18 protein-coding genes are annotated in these 14,548 nt (G+C 36.4%); all 18 read right to left on the bottom strand.

The genetic code is table 11. The features are described 5' to 3' along the window. Positions 1–12 precede the first annotated feature (12 nt). The 18 genes from DN408_RS10700 to DN408_RS10620 all read right to left on the bottom strand — a co-directional run bounded on the left by DN408_RS10700 (position 13) and on the right by DN408_RS10620 (position 14,251). Complete coding sequence (locus tag DN408_RS10700) at positions 13–3,861, bottom strand: phage tail tape measure protein (RefSeq protein WP_147740090.1); 3,849 nt, start codon at positions 3,859–3,861, stop codon at positions 13–15. A 15-nt stretch (positions 3,862–3,876) separates the two neighbouring features. Then, positions 3,877–4,053, bottom strand: coding sequence for a hypothetical protein (locus tag DN408_RS31360; RefSeq protein ID WP_160328822.1), 177 nt, complete (start codon positions 4,051–4,053; stop codon positions 3,877–3,879). A 29-nt stretch (positions 4,054–4,082) separates the two neighbouring features. Beyond that, positions 4,083–4,400, bottom strand: coding sequence for a phage tail assembly chaperone G (gene gpG, locus DN408_RS10695; RefSeq protein ID WP_078206881.1), 318 nt, complete (start codon positions 4,398–4,400; stop codon positions 4,083–4,085). Positions 4,401–4,449: 49 nt separating this feature from the next. Next, positions 4,450–5,058 (bottom strand): major tail protein, encoded by a 609-nt coding sequence (locus tag DN408_RS10690; protein ID WP_060749513.1) that lies wholly within the window; start codon positions 5,056–5,058, stop codon positions 4,450–4,452. Then, a complete protein-coding gene (gene gp17, locus DN408_RS10685) occupies positions 5,059–5,418 on the bottom strand; it encodes a tail completion protein gp17 (RefSeq protein WP_147740089.1) in 360 nt (119 codons plus the stop codon). After that, positions 5,415–5,849 (bottom strand): HK97-gp10 family putative phage morphogenesis protein, encoded by a 435-nt coding sequence (locus DN408_RS10680; protein ID WP_078206878.1) that lies wholly within the window; start codon positions 5,847–5,849, stop codon positions 5,415–5,417. Before DN408_RS10680 ends, gp17 begins: the two co-directional genes overlap by 4 nt. Then, complete coding sequence (locus tag DN408_RS10675) at positions 5,842–6,165, bottom strand: phage head closure protein (protein ID WP_147740088.1); 324 nt, start codon at positions 6,163–6,165, stop codon at positions 5,842–5,844. Before DN408_RS10675 ends, DN408_RS10680 begins: the two co-directional genes overlap by 8 nt. Continuing rightward, a complete protein-coding gene (locus DN408_RS10670; protein WP_078206876.1) occupies positions 6,162–6,440 on the bottom strand; it encodes a head-tail connector protein in 279 nt (92 codons plus the stop codon). Before DN408_RS10670 ends, DN408_RS10675 begins: the two co-directional genes overlap by 4 nt. A gap of 20 nt (positions 6,441–6,460) precedes the next feature. Next, positions 6,461–7,633, bottom strand: a complete 1,173-nt coding sequence (locus DN408_RS10665; protein WP_078206875.1) for a phage major capsid protein — start codon at positions 7,631–7,633, stop codon at positions 6,461–6,463. A 38-nt stretch (positions 7,634–7,671) separates the two neighbouring features. After that, positions 7,672–8,382, bottom strand: coding sequence for a head maturation protease, ClpP-related (locus DN408_RS10660; RefSeq protein WP_078206874.1), 711 nt, complete (start codon positions 8,380–8,382; stop codon positions 7,672–7,674). Continuing rightward, positions 8,369–9,622: a phage portal protein gene (locus tag DN408_RS10655; RefSeq protein ID WP_061675012.1), complete on the bottom strand. Its 1,254-nt coding sequence runs from the start codon at positions 9,620–9,622 to the stop codon at positions 8,369–8,371. The genes DN408_RS10660 and DN408_RS10655 overlap by 14 nt, the downstream gene beginning before the upstream one ends. A 188-nt stretch (positions 9,623–9,810) precedes the next feature. After that, on the bottom strand, positions 9,811–11,505 hold the full coding sequence (locus tag DN408_RS10650; RefSeq protein ID WP_078206873.1) for a terminase large subunit: 1,695 nt from the start codon (positions 11,503–11,505) through the stop codon (positions 9,811–9,813). Between the two features lies 1 nt (position 11,506). Further along, positions 11,507–12,010: a phage terminase small subunit P27 family gene (locus DN408_RS10645; protein ID WP_061675010.1), complete on the bottom strand. Its 504-nt coding sequence runs from the start codon at positions 12,008–12,010 to the stop codon at positions 11,507–11,509. 129 nt (positions 12,011–12,139) lie between these two features. After that, the gene (locus DN408_RS10640; protein WP_147740087.1) at positions 12,140–12,517 is read right to left on the bottom strand and encodes an HNH endonuclease; all 378 of its coding nucleotides are present in this window, start codon (positions 12,515–12,517) and stop codon (positions 12,140–12,142) included. Continuing rightward, on the bottom strand, positions 12,507–12,692 hold the full coding sequence (locus DN408_RS10635; protein ID WP_147740086.1) for a hypothetical protein: 186 nt from the start codon (positions 12,690–12,692) through the stop codon (positions 12,507–12,509). Before DN408_RS10635 ends, DN408_RS10640 begins: the two co-directional genes overlap by 11 nt. Position 12,693: 1 nt before the next feature. Further along, positions 12,694–12,945 (bottom strand): hypothetical protein, encoded by a 252-nt coding sequence (locus DN408_RS10630; RefSeq protein ID WP_147740085.1) that lies wholly within the window; start codon positions 12,943–12,945, stop codon positions 12,694–12,696. Positions 12,946–12,951: 6 nt separating this feature from the next. Next, positions 12,952–13,155: a hypothetical protein gene (locus tag DN408_RS10625; RefSeq protein ID WP_147740084.1), complete on the bottom strand. Its 204-nt coding sequence runs from the start codon at positions 13,153–13,155 to the stop codon at positions 12,952–12,954. A gap of 373 nt (positions 13,156–13,528) precedes the next feature. Further along, positions 13,529–14,251, bottom strand: a complete 723-nt coding sequence (locus tag DN408_RS10620; RefSeq protein ID WP_179957890.1) for a hypothetical protein — start codon at positions 14,249–14,251, stop codon at positions 13,529–13,531. Positions 14,252–14,548: the final 297 nt, after the last annotated feature.

Raw genomic sequence — 14,548 nt, 5'->3', positions numbered from 1 at the left:
ATATCACCGTCCTTAAAATTGCTCTTTTCGTTGTCGATCACGATCTTGAAGTTCTGTGGTATACCTATAAGTTCCACCTGCTAACTCTTTCCCATCTAAAACGTTTGTCATATTCAATGTAAGATTTAGTTCTTTTTCTTCAGGTCGTCTATTTGGGAATACCTTTTTACTAGTAGCCGAGTTATTAGGAATATTAGGCTGCATATAATTCGTTAAACCACTTACCGCATCATTCGGAACACTATAATGAGAAGTTTGGAATCCAAAATCAAAAACAGATGGCATATTTCCCATTTGCTTCTTAACGGTTCCAACTACATTTTTTGCTGCATCCACAACAAAACGTTTCCCTCGATCCATACCAACTCCAACACCTTCTGGAACCGCACTACCGACTGGAATCATTACTTTTGATGGACTGTTTATTTCAAGCGCTCCAGAAATAGTCTTTTTAATATCGTTTGCTATTCCTGCTGCTTTACTAAATAAACCTCCTGAGGCATCATCTATTCCTTTGCCCAGACCTTCTATAATCGATTTTCCAATTGAACGTAAATTTATGGTACTGAAGAATTTTTCAACTGTGTTCCACTTCTCTTCGATATCACTTTTTATCTCGTTCATTTTATCTGTAACGGCTTTTTTCTGTTCCTCAAATTTTCTTGAAACAGTATTTTTTATTTCTTCTACTTTATCGCTAGCTGATTTTTTCATATCCTCATATTTGTTGGAAACATCTGATCCCATTTCTTTCATTTTTCGAACAACGTCATCTTTCATTACTTCATACTTAGATTTCACTTGTCCAGTTTCCCAGTCAACTTGATTCACATGTTCACCAGCTTGGGCTTTAGCTTCACTTACAATTTCAGTGTGCTTATCTTTTGCTGTGGAAACTGTGCTATCATACTGGCGTTTTGCTTCAGAAATGATTGCATTAGCCTCTTCAGCATTAATCGTTTTGTTTTCATCTCGTTGTCGAATAGCCTCTGCAATTTTATCATCACGAGTTTTCTTTGCATCAGCTATTACTTTATCTCTGGTCTCCGCACTGTGTTGGACAACTTCAGCTGCTTGTCTAGCCGATATTTCACTAGCTTGCACTCGCATATTTTCCAGGATAACCTTTTGTTCCATTTGGTTTTTAGACATATGTTCAACAGCAACTCTGTCCATTTCATCTTGTAGAGCTTGTAAGGATATTCGTTCTGATGTTGTTAACTCTCTATTTTCTCTAGCTGCTGTTTGTAGGATTTCTTTGATTTTATTTTCTTTTTCTTGTGTTTTTAGTTTTTCTTGCTCGTAACGTTGATTCAGCTGTTCCATCCTCTTGTTTTCTTCTTCAGAAGTTAAAACATATGAATCAGCAAAGAACTTTTTAAGTCCTTCAATTTCTTTTTGTTGTCTTGCGTTTGTTTTTTCTATAATCGTGTTAGCCAATTTGTCATACTGTCCAATGAGTTTTTGCGACTGTTCTTCTGTTATTACTTCATGGTTTAGTCTAATTTCAGTTAACTTTTGTCTAATACCATCAGATAACTTGAAATACTCACTAAGAACTTTCTTTGTGGAGGAACTAACTTTTCCTTCTGTATTCGTAGCAAAGCGATCTACTGAAGCAATACTATCTTCAGTTGCTTTTTGATATGCTTTATATGCGACAACTCCAGTTCCAATGAGAGCGGCTGCTATCAATCCTACTGGGCCAAGTAATAAACTTATTGCACCACCTAAGAATCCAACTGCAGCACTTGCAAGACCTGCAGCACCACCAACAATTCCTAATGATGTTGCTAATGCTCCAATCCCTGACATGATCATTCCAACCGCTGCTAAAACTACACCTATTGCTGTAGCCACCGCTGTTAATGCAAGAACAATACCAGCTGTAATTGAAATAGCTTTTTGTACCGGACCTGGCAATGCGTTAAATCCATCCACAAGCTTTTGCAATCCAGCAACAAAAGCACTAACCACAGGGGCAAGCGCATCACCAATTGTTTTTTTCATTGTGTCGAATGCTCCACTTAACTGTTCAATACGACCTTTCAAAGTGTTCATTTTCGTGTTAGCTGTCTCTAAAGCGGTGACTTTAGACATCTCGGTATACATTTTATTTACACCTTGTGAGCCTTCATTAAACAGAATCGTTGCACCACGAACTGCATCTGAACCAAATAACGTCTCTAAAGCCATACTTCGTTGTTGGTCTGTTAAATCTTTCATGGATTCATGAAGAATTCCAGATATGTTTTCTAAACTTTGAATATGACCCTCTTGATCATAGAATTTCGATGATAAGAAAGCGGAGCTAGTTGCTAACTCACGGAATGTAGTATCACACTTATCATTCCATTTCTTTACACCTTCAGTTTTCATTACATATTTTTCTAATGCAACTTCAATATCTCCCACACTTCTAGATGCTGGTGTGATTCCGTTTTTAACCAAGAAATCAAATCCAGCCTGCGCATTATAAGTGATAAGACCCAAATCTGCCATCTTGTTATACGCTTCTTTAGTTGAAGGATTCAACCTCATAAGCATTGTTTTTAGTGAAGTACCTGCATCAGAACCTTTTAATCCATTCTGTGCAAATACCGCTAAAGCTGTTGCTGTATCTTTAAATGTCATACCAGCTCCTGCTGCAACTGCTGCGGTTGCTGATAAACCATATTTCAGTTCATGTACATCAGTAGCTGAAGCATTAGCGGCTCCTGCAAGTAAGTTGGCGGCATCTGTAACACTTAAACCATCTCTTTTAAATGCATTCAAAGCGGTTGAAGCGATTTCTGCCGCTTCTCCTAGTTCTAGTTCACCAGCGGCCGCTAAATTAAGCGCTCCTTCTAATCCGCCATTGATGATGTCTGTTAAACCAACACCAGCCTTTATTAATTCTTCAATTCCTTTTCCAGCTTCTACAGAAGAATATTTTGTGTCTTCTCCATATTTAACGGCTAATTCGGAGAGTTTACCCATTTCTTGTCCTGTCGCACCAGATACTGCTTTTATGTTAGCCATCTGTTGTTCAAAATTCATTGATTCTTCCACAGCTGATTTTAAACCTCGACCTATCGCATAAGTCATGCCACCAAATACCATCCCAATTTGCATGCCAGCATTTTGTAAGTGGTTACCCAGTTCCTCCATACGATTCCCGAAATTCAGAAGTCGATTCCCCTGCTGATCCAATTCCCGATTTGCTTGTTGTAATTGTGATTCAAATCGATTTAGTTCACCTGTAGCCCGATGAATTTGTTCAGCATATCGTTGTGCTGACTGACTCGCTTCACCTTCTTCTGTTTTTGCACGATTATAGGATTGTTGAAGTTCCCTAATTTTTTCTTTTTGCTTATCTACCGTACGAGATAAAACATCAACTTTAGCTCTTGTTTGTTCAGTCGCATTAGAAAAACCGCCCATGCCTGTTGTAATAGACTGAAATTCAGCCTGTAGGGATTTTAAAGAATTATTTAATTTATCCATCCCTTTTTGTTCAGCTTGCTTATTTACTTGCTTTAATTCATTCTCAAATCTATTTAAATCAGCAACAGCTTTATTAACTTGTGAAGCGTATCGCTGAGTTGCTGCATCATTCTCACCTAATTTAGCCTTATTTTGATCATATGCTTGCCGTAACGCTTTAACTTTCTCTTTTTGTGCGTCAATGAGCCTACTTAGAGTATCCATTTTCGCTTGTGTTTGTTGGCTAGCACTAGCGAAACCGCCCATCCCTGTACTTACAGATTTCAATTCACTCTGTAGTGTCCTTACCGCACGTCCTGAATTTGCTATACCTTGACGGAAATTCACATTATCAAGGGAAAGCTTAACTACTAAATTATTCATTTCATTTGCCAATGTCTCACCCCCTCGTTAGATAATGTTTTCAGCTGGAACTTCTATTTCATTTGAATTTTGATTTTCACTATTTGAATTACCTTGTTCACGATACTTTCGATTTAGCCTTAAATAATGCCAAATATCCATTTCGTTATCGATATGATGATGTTTATATCCTTGACGTAATAAAGAGAGGTAGAGCTCGTCCATAAACTCACTGAACGTTATCCCTCCCCCCTCTACGCGTTTGGGTTTTCTTCTTCTCCAGTTCCAGGTGTACCACTAGCTGCTTCCACAGTTTCATTGATAACAGTGTTAATTACCTCTGAAGTTGTCGATAAAAACTTACGAGCATCCACACCATCCCAATATTGATCTAATGTAAATTGTTCATCGAAAACATTCACTACAAATTGAACCATTTTATCCATATCCTCTGGACCAGGATTATTTGGAATATCAGCAAGCTCAGGTGCTTGACGGATTAAACGAGCTGGAATGAACCCCGGTAAATTAAAAGTTTTCTTTTCCTTATTGATTCGTAATGTTAGTTTCATAGTTTATTCCTCCTTAGTTAATAAAAAAAGAGAGAGCTTTTGCTCCCTCTTATTGACCTGATGGTGGTTGATTAACTGCTTTTTCGTATACCTTTTTAAACCAATTATCTCCGATAGCTTTTGTAAATGTAGGTTCATCAGCATCAGCCGTGAATTTTGGTCTATCATCAAAATCACGCTCAATGAATGATCCTTTAAGTTTTGTTGTTTGGAAGTTAGGCTTGTCTTTTTTCGTTTCAGCTTCTTCTTCCTCTTGTGAAAGTTTTCCTTTAAGTAACCAAACATAACGATACTTACCGTTAGCCTTTAAAAAACGGTATCCAATCGCTAAATATGGTTTTTCCCCCTCTCGTTTCTCGTCTAATACACCATCCTTAACTTCTGGATATCCTTCAATATCTGCTTTCGTGGATAGTGAAAGTCCTCGAACTTCAATTTCAACCTCGACTTCACCGTCAGACTCAGCGATTTCTGATTTCTTGTTATCGCTCCACATAATCTCAGAAGCTACCTTTTTAGATGTTTTAACCTTTACGGCACCTTCCATTTTCTTCACGTCTGAATACGAAACTCCTGTCGCATCATCTTTTAATATTTTTGAATATACAAGACTATCTACACCGACAGTCGAACTAATTGTAACAATCTCTCCAGCCATCTATAACTCCACTCCTTTCGCGAATCGCATCGCGTAATGATAAATTTGTGTATCATCTTCATATAGATCAGCAACCGCATAACGTGAGAAACCAATACTTTTCATGACTTCATTCACTTTTTTATGGATTGCTGTTGTACTACCTTTTGACCAAATATCGATTTGGAATAAGATTTCACTTTCAATTTCTTCATTATCCGCAAAGCCATCTGGCCTATTGTCTAATTCAAAAAATGTAATCCGTGGAAACTCTTCTGCATTTTTGGCTTTACGATAATAAACACGCTTGCCACCCAATAAAGAAACAAGCTCCTGATTATTCTCAAGAACTTGTAAAATATCCGGGCGTAAATTTATCACAGGTTTAGCCTCATTTCATTTTTTAAAATATCTGTCATAGCACGAACTGCGGCTTCCTTTGAAGAATTGAAGCCAGGTTCTATAAATGGTTCAGCTGGCATTTTTGACGTTCCCCATTCATGAAACTTTAAATAGAACCATGGGGAACGATCTGCTTTATCGATTCCGATTTTAACTGTTTTAATACCACCTTCAAGTTTAGCTTTCGTAACTTTTATATGATCAGCACCATGTTGGCCAGTACGCCACGGTTCACTTTTAGACGGTTTCTTAGGACTATCACTTCTTGGTGCTCGTTCGGCAATCGCTTTTCGAATAGGTTCGCCACCTGCTGCAAGAGCTTTATCTTCAATCTTTTCTCCACGTAATCCCATTTGTTCTAATTCGGAGACTAAACGGTCAAATCCTAAGAAATCAACACCATTAGCCATTCATTCCACCACGCTTCCACATGATTGATAACGTGTGTTTTTCAGTTGGAATAACTGAAACAATGTCATAAATCGTGTCCTTATATTTGATTTTCATATCTGCATTCATACCGTCACGGTATCGAATTTCTGTTTCACCTTGCACTTCACTGTTGGCTGCGGCTGCTTCAAAGTACTTTCTTCCCTTTAAAAAAATGAAGGAGCCCCATACAGTGAAAGAGTCTTTATAACCATCTATTGGTTCACCATCCGGGCCCTTCGCATCCTCATCTTTTATTTGAAATACAAGACGTTTATCTAATTTACCTGGATTCATGTGGAATCACCTACGCAATATTGCAATTGAACTAATATTGACTGCAAACTAAATGCTAATTGTTCAGCTTTCCCAACTGCTTCACGGTTTTCATACCAATGAGCAATTAAAATACGAGCCGCTAATTTAGCGAGCTCGCTCTTTAAATCTACGTTTTTACTTGTTGCATTCTTAATATATATTTCAGCTGCTGTTATAAAGGATGAAATGAGGGAGTCCTCCTCATCGCCATCCACACGAAGATACTCTTTAGCTTCCTCTAATTTCAGTACCAAGAAGGACACCTCCTATATCATTAAGCTCCAGGTTTCGCCACAACTGTAATTTGTCCATACACAACCGCTTCTGAATCCCAAAGCGTAACGTCTTCACGTTCGATTGCTCGGAACTCAGAAGTATTTGATCTCCATGCGTTTCCACCTTCTTTAGTCATATCGATAGATAATTGTTTTCTATCCCAAAGAACAATCGCTTCTTTCAAATCCCCAACAATGAATGGTGCTTTTCCGTCTTTATCTGTAGCAATTGTCTTATTGGATAAAACAATAACTGGTTTTCCTGACAATAACTTACGAGTTGGATTTGTTGGGTCTGGTTGAAGTAGCGGACGGCCATCCTTATCTTCTATTTGATCTAAGTAATTGAATCCATCTTGGTTTGTAAAAATGTTTGCTACAGCCGAAAAAGCTGGATCTAATGTGACATTTAATGCGGTTTTAATTCCTTTATAATCCTTAAAATCAACCTTTGTTAACTTGTTAACTTCTTGCAAAATTAAATAGTTACGAGTTGCAATGGATTTTTTCGCGATCCATTGACGTAAATAACTTTCTAAAGCTTGATCTGTATCATCTAACAAGTCATTTGGTACTGGTAAGAATCCAGCGTAATCTTCAATAGCATAAGATAAACGATCAAATTGTGGTGAAGCAATTTCCTGCATCGCATTTGGATTTCCATACTCAGATAGTGGAGCAAAAGGTGTAGATGCTGCACGTTTTTCTAATGTACGAGATCCTTTATTTGTTGAAACAGGCTGTACACTTACATATTGCTCTAAGCTATCAACCGTTTGTTTTAGCTGATTAATTGTTGTAGTAATATCCTCAGGGACGATATAACCGCCATCCTTGCCCGTATTCTCTGATAAGGATGCTTTATATTCCTGCATAACACTTATTTCATCATGGCTTAATGCTTGGCCACGTAAAGCTTTCATAAATACTTCTTTATACGATGTATCTTCATTTTGAACTGATGCTGGAGGTAACACTCCAGTTTGTGCATTCACAGGATCAGGCACTTGGATTTGCTTCATTGCTAGATAATTATCTAGTTCATTTTTTGCGTTTTTCGCTTCCTCAATTTTCGCTTTTGCATCTTCATATTTACCGCTATTGTTAAACTCTTCTGCTTTTGCTTTTAAATCAGCGACTTTCTGACGTAATTCTTGTTCATGTTTATCCATTCGGTATTTCCTCCTTATTTTTGGCACAAAAAATAGACCTATAGTTCTAACAGGTCTAGTGCATTTTGAATTTTTAATTGTTCATTTAGTTCATTCTTCGGAAAAGAAGGCGCTTTTGCTACTATTTTACTTGGTGTTTTTTGATATTTATCAAAGTAATCACTCATACATGCTGCGACTTCTTTTGCTTCCACAACTTCGATGTTGAAGTATTTTTCAGCTTGTTCACCACTTAACCAGGTCTCTGCATCTACTAATTGCTGTATTTCTTCAATTTCAATACCTTCTTTTAAGTTTTCCTTATATACATTCATAATTCCAGACTCAATGTTATCCAGGTCTTCTGCTGCTTTTCGGAAATCTATTGCATTTCCAGCTGCATATGTCCAAGGCTTATGAATCATTAAGAAAGCATTAGAAGGGACAACAACACGATCACCTGCCAGGGCGATTACTGAAGCGATGGAAGCTGCAACGCCATCTACATAAACAGTTTTTTGGGCCTTATTGCGCTTTAACATATTATAAATAGCTAAACCAGCGAATACTGAACCCCCACCGCTATTCACATAAATATTAAGGTTACTTTTATCATCCAATTGACCCAAAATGTTTTTTACATCATCGGGCATAATGTCAGAATCATCCCATTTCCAACCTGTATTATTTATGATGTCACCATAGATAAATAGGTCCGCTGAAGAATCCGTTTGATTTTTAATAGTAAACACGTCTTTAATTGCCCTCACCTCCTTTCAGCGACGAACCTCCACTAGCTTTCGCTAATTGGTATTCATCCGCAATTTCAATAGATACATGATTTAAATCGACTCGGCTCTTATCACCTAGTTCACCAATACCATCCATATCTTCAAGTTCTAAAACTTTATTAATAGAAAATACACCTCTATCTAACATAATGTTATAGAACTCGGCTCTTGATTTTTGATCTGCTCTTAATAAGCTTGCTAAATTAAATTTTAGATAGTAACGCTTTTGCTCATTAAATGAGAATGTTTTATAAGAAAACTCTTCTTCATACTGAATAAGTATCGGACTCAATGTATTTTGAATAAAATCCAATGCCTGTTGCTCAATGTTTGAGAATGTAGCACGATCTAACTCATTAATCATGTGCAATGGAATATTAAAGATGTTTGCAATCTCAGCTTTATCGAACTTCATACCTTCAATAAATTGAGCATCTTTCAATGGCATTCCCACCTTCTCAAATTCTAAACCAGCATCTAAAATTGCAATTCTTTGAGCATTATTTAAACCTGTATTTGCTTCTTCCCAAGAATCACGAAGTACATCTTTCGCTTCTTTACCAAGTGCTTGTTGAGTTTTTAATATTCCACTATGAGCTGCACCGTTTGTAAAAAACTTACCTTTAAACTTTTGTGCCGCCTGTGAGCTACCTATAGACTCTCTTGCAATTTGAATAGGCGGTTTTCCTTTTAGCCCATCAGTGGACAATGTAGTAAGATGAATGATATCATCATCAGGTATTTTTACAGGTGTACCGTCCGGTAAACTAGTGAAATACCATAATTTATTTGTCTTTAAGTCCACAGTTGGAGTTGTGACAGCTGGATTCAATGCCCATAATTCTTTTGGTCTGCCATCCACACCCCAATGGATATTGATATAAGCATTTCCCCATGTATTACGATGCGTTTCGATTAAATGTTTGAATTTAAACGGACTTTGATACGGATTTGGACGTTTTTCTAAAACAAACGACACTTGATGCAGCTTATCTCGTTCTCTTCCCTTTGATGTTTTTCTAAAAACCTGAAAAGGAAGCATTGCAACACTATTTGCAAGGATGTTAATGCATCGATATACTGTCGGGACGCCTAAAGATGACTCAACCGTTACCTTTTCACCGCTTGCGGCCTGATAACCAAATATACTTTTAAACCAAGGTGATGGATTTTTTAAATCTGTCGTATCTTGATTCTTAAATAACTGCCGAAAAATCAAAAGTTTCACCTCCTTTCTATCTTCTTATCATTACCACCCCCAACATTGTGAGAATAAGTCCTAATAGATACCAGCCGTAAATTGGATTAATAAAAAAAGTCGTCCCAACAATGATGGACAACCCCGAAATAAGTAAAATATCTTCTAAAATACTAATAAAAAACAATAAAAAACGCATGTAATTCCTCCTAAAATGAGAAATCTTGACTTAAGATATATGAATTTAAGTCCATCTCACCAGAATTGAGGATACAACGAACATGTGAGTTTATTACAGCCGCAATCGGATCAATTCTTTCTGTTGCTTTTGACTTGTCTAACATAATGTTTTCATTAGCATCCTGCCTCGTTATAGCATTACTAGTTGCCCAATTTAATACAGGGTTGTTATTGTGGATGACTTTCTTTAGATACACTTGTTCTCTAAAATCTTTTGTGGGGCCTGATAAAGTCGCCATTCCTTGGCGTATCTCTATCATCGTATATCCTTCAGCTTCCATATCTTGCATAAACTGTGTTGCATTCCATGGATCAGCACATATTTCTTTAATTTTGAACTTATTCTCTTTCTCCATGTTTCTAATATGTGTTTTGATAAATTCATAATCAACTACTGCACCAGGCGTTGTCGTGATCCATTTTTGTTGTACCCACAGATCATAAGGAACTTTATCCGTTTGTCTCTTCTCAGTTAACGTATCTTCCGGCATAAAGCTATGACTTAAAACAATATACTTATCATCCTTCTTGAACTCAAATGAAATGCTCGTTAAGTCAATTTTGGCGGATAAGTCGACTCCTACTGTACATTCCAAACCTTTTAATTCAGATAATTCAACAGTTCCATCGCAATCTTTCCACTTTTTCATATCCATGTAGCCGTTTTCCTTCATATCAACCCATCGATTCATATTTTTAGTAAGGAAATTCCGCATTTTCTCTGGCACATCTAATGCTGATTGTAACTCTCCTTTTAAAAAAGAGCACCCTTCTTCATAACTACATAAAATAGGATTTGCCTTCTCCCATACATTTTGGTTTGTAATTTCATCATCCTTATCTAATTCATTGACCATTACAAAGTATTCTTCATTTTCAATATCAATATTTGAATCTAGAATCTTAGAAACATATTGATATTCCACACGATAGCAAGGGTTACTCAAATTAAATCCTGCTGTCGTAATAATCATCATTAATGGATTAGGACGAGCTCCCGAACCAGATACAAGAACATCATATATTTCAGAAGTAGGATGTGCATGGTATTCATCGATAATACCGCACTGAACATTCAATCCATCACCAGATTTACCAGCATCTTTTGAAAGTGCGGAAATAAAAGAATTTGTCTTTAAGTGTTCAATTTTCCCATAAGCAATATTAAATTTATCTTTTAGATCGTCACATCCATTCATTTGGGCCTTAATCTCATTCCAAACAATTTTACTTTGCTCTGTTTTTGTGGCACCAACATATACTTCAGACATATTCTCACCAAGGGCCATTGCTTCATATGAGCCAACGCACGCTAAAGATTGTGACTTTGCATTTTTACGTCCTACTTGCCAATACGCTTTTTTGAATCTTCTTAAGCCTGTATTTCGGTGAACCCATCCATAAATATTACTAAAAACAAAGATTTGTATAGAATGCGGTTCAATTCTTTGTCCAGCCAGTTTCCCTTTTGTATGTTTAAATAAAGACATCCATTTTAAAAAACGAAGTGCCTTTTCTTCATTGAAAACATAAGGGAAATCTTCAGAACCTTCACGCTCAATATCTCTTAAAAATCGTTTGCAAGCTTGTTTATGTTTCTGACAGGCAATGACCTCACCACTTAGTACATCATCACAATAGTCCAACATCCATTGTCTAATCATGTTATACGTCAAACTCCTTTTCTACGTTAGTTTTCGGACCTTGTTTTATATTTGGAATTACAATTTTTGCTCTTGCACTTGGTGTAAGACCAAACTCAACAGCCAAAGCCTTCATTTGCTCATGTAATTGCTTCTTCTTTGTAAGTAATGGATGTGGCACTTTATTGGTTTCAGCCGCTTTATTGGTATACTCAACAAGTAGTCCTTCTTCTCGAATAATCTTGGTGCATTCAACATAGTCAGAAAAAGCATCACAATAAGTTGCTAGTGCATTTACATCTATGTTTGTAATGACATCCAACTCTAATAATTCACCTGCAATTCGTTTGAACTCTCTCTTAGCAACTGAATCTAACCATGTGGGGGGTTTTACTTTATCCTTTTTTGCTTGTAACTTTTTTTCAGCCGCTAACCTTTGATCGATTTCTTCTTTTGTTAGTCGACTTGTATTTCCTTCTAATAAATGTAGATGAATCGGTTTAGCTTTTCTTCCAATGAGAACCACCTCCTTCAGCCGAACCCCCTTTTATGGAATAAAACGAAATTTTCGCACAGAAAGCTAGACGGCGGTCTCCAGGGAGTCGCCTTTTGCTTTTTCATGGTGGGGGGTTGTTTATGAATTTTTTCTTTCGAATTATTTTTTGTTTTTCTTTTCATCTTCTTTTGTTTTCTTGTTATGACAAGCATGACAAAGCGTTTGTAAATTAGATGGTTCTAATCGTTTTGACCAATCAATACGAATAGGAATGATGTGATCGACTACATCACCTATCTTAATGATGTCCTTGCTTCTACATTGAACACATAAGCCATGATCTCTACGATAAATAAACTCACGCATATCCTTCCACAATCTTGAGTTGTAGAATGAACGTGAGCTTTTGTTTCGTATGTGTTTGTCATAGTATCTTGTGGTCTCCTGTACTTTATCTTGGTGCTTACTACAATACGTATCCCGTGTCAGTTCATTGCAACCTAATGACTTACACGGCTTGAATGGTTTACTTGGCATGTTCTATTAATTTAGGATTGCAGTTATTTATTACTAACACATGCTTCTTTACTTTCAGTAAGTCTAGACTTATTTTGTATGCATCTTCACCAGTCTCTGTAATCTGTACATCTTCCTTTAGTTTTAAAGCTTCAATCAGTTCCTTTGTTGAGAACTTAGATAGAACTTCTTCCATATTAACTACCTCCCATCTTCTTCCTCAATCGTTTCATTTCATCCTCAATAGCAAGATTGCTTTTATTAATCCGTTCATGATACTTTGCAATGTCGGCTTGATGCTTACGAATCTTGTCGTTCACATATGCAGCAACATGTTCATGCCCACAATGAGGACAAGTAAAGTAACACTTCTCGAGACGATTAGGAAGCTGTGCTACTTTCGGTTGCATATTGTAATCTTTATTACAGTTGGAACAGTAGATTTGCATCTATCTTCACTCCTTATCTTTCCTTAACTCTTGCAACTGTTTCATTTCTTTTTCTACAGATTTATCAATCATTCCATCTTTAATATCTTGATTATCAAGACATCCAATAAACGGCATCTCATACCTTTGTTCATTAAATACCTTTCTCATTATTAGTAATGCCACCATCATTCCTACACAATATCCGATAAAGAAGCTCAACCAAGTCATTACATCACCTCTTCATTCAAAATAAAAAGCACCCGAATGGATGCTTTGAAATAGGTTATTAATTTACATTTCAATTACGGTACGTGAAGTTTCAAACTTCTTCCAATCACCTAATGATGCTCTGCTGATAGGCATCAACAATATTAAGTAACTGGAAGAAGAGCAAACGCTCTCCTTATTAACGGTAACATTCAATCAGTACCATCTGCTGGTTTCGGATTTTATGTGCCGTCATTATGAACCGTTTAGAAATTTAGAAACAACATAGTGAGTTGTGTTTTCCGCCACTTCTCACAATACCAATATATCACGTTGATTCCAAAAAAACCGGCACATTTACTGCCAAAAAACGGTCATGACTCTGCCACGTTTTTTAACCTTCATTGACTCCCAATAACTTTCTAAATTCTCCTTCCAGATTCCTTTTCAATTTCGGAACATCCTTTTCAATACGTCTCCAATTCTCAAGCCATATTTCCGTCTGTTCCGGACTAACATTACTTCCTGGACCCGATTCAATTAAATGTAATTCATACACTCCAGTACTAACTAATATCCCTCTAATCTCTTTTTCTATTTTATCAATCAGCCCACAAACATCTTCATTAAAATAAATCCTGTTCACGCTATAAAAACTTAAAAAATCCCAATAGCTAATTGATGCTTCATCCGCTTTTTCTTTCATGCTTTTTTCCCCTACCGCTTGAAAAAGCTTTGTTAAATTAATCATTTTATTTTCTAAATCGACAAATTTAGAATATAAAACTTTTATTGTCTCTGCTCGATTCTCATGCAACTTATTAAATATAATCTGATGTTTATTTTCTAATTTTTGCAACTCAGATTTATGTTCATCTATCTGTCTCGTTAAAGCCGTTTTATGATCTTCTAATTGTTTATTTACTGCCAACTGATTTTCAGATATCTGTTTATTTAAAGCCGTTTTATGATCCTCTAATTGTTTATTTAAAACATGAGCAAATATTGTTTTAAATAAGTAACCGATTATACCTGTTATCGCTGCGGTACCTACAGTAAAAATCCCTAAACTTTGAATCCATTTTAATCCCTCTTCTATCGCTACAGGCCAATTCATTTCTCTCACTCCATTACTCTAAGAAATATATAACTAATAATATATTACATTTTTTACAATCATATATCTAGTTACCCATATCTTATATTGTGTGTAACTGCCCCCTTCGCTGAATCCCTTGGTATCATTGATTTCATTTAACTTTCTCTTTTGAGTTACACAGTACGAAAATTATGAGTAACTGTATAGGAATACCACCAACATTTTGCAAAATAACCTACGCTATGCGGAAAAATAAAATAAGCTGCCCATAGGGACAGCTTATTTACATAATTATCGAAAGCGGAAGTTACTTTT

Origin of the sequence: Bacillus sp. AR13-1, from assembly GCF_008042285.1 — a bacterium.
GTDB classification, from domain to species: Bacteria; Bacillota; Bacilli; order Bacillales; family Bacillaceae_G; genus Bacillus_A; species Bacillus_A mycoides.
Note: the sequence above shows the minus strand (reverse complement) of the source record. Positions and strands in the feature narration are given on the sequence as shown.

Bases quoted from the DNA above. Each gene is read 5' to 3' on its own strand.
- DN408_RS10665 (WP_078206875.1), bottom strand. From the start codon at position 7,633: ATGGATAAACATGAACAAGAATTACGTCAGAAAGTCGCTGATTTAAAA.
- gpG (WP_078206881.1), bottom strand. From the start codon at position 4,400: ATGAAACTAACATTACGAATCAATAAGGAAAAGAAAACTTTTAATTTA.
- DN408_RS10635 (WP_147740086.1), bottom strand. From the start codon at position 12,692: ATGGAAGAAGTTCTATCTAAGTTCTCAACAAAGGAACTGATTGAAGCT.
- DN408_RS31360 (WP_160328822.1), bottom strand. From the start codon at position 4,053: ATGGACGAGCTCTACCTCTCTTTATTACGTCAAGGATATAAACATCAT.
- DN408_RS10675 (WP_147740088.1), bottom strand. From the start codon at position 6,165: ATGAATCCAGGTAAATTAGATAAACGTCTTGTATTTCAAATAAAAGAT.
- DN408_RS10630 (WP_147740085.1), bottom strand. From the start codon at position 12,945: ATGCAAATCTACTGTTCCAACTGTAATAAAGATTACAATATGCAACCG.
- DN408_RS10650 (WP_078206873.1), bottom strand. From the start codon at position 11,505: ATGATTAGACAATGGATGTTGGACTATTGTGATGATGTACTAAGTGGT.
- DN408_RS10625 (WP_147740084.1), bottom strand. From the start codon at position 13,155: ATGACTTGGTTGAGCTTCTTTATCGGATATTGTGTAGGAATGATGGTG.
- DN408_RS10690 (WP_060749513.1), bottom strand. From the start codon at position 5,058: ATGGCTGGAGAGATTGTTACAATTAGTTCGACTGTCGGTGTAGATAGT.
- DN408_RS10620 (WP_179957890.1), bottom strand. From the start codon at position 14,251: ATGAATTGGCCTGTAGCGATAGAAGAGGGATTAAAATGGATTCAAAGT.
- DN408_RS10680 (WP_078206878.1), bottom strand. From the start codon at position 5,849: ATGGCTAATGGTGTTGATTTCTTAGGATTTGACCGTTTAGTCTCCGAA.
- DN408_RS10640 (WP_147740087.1), bottom strand. From the start codon at position 12,517: ATGCCAAGTAAACCATTCAAGCCGTGTAAGTCATTAGGTTGCAATGAA.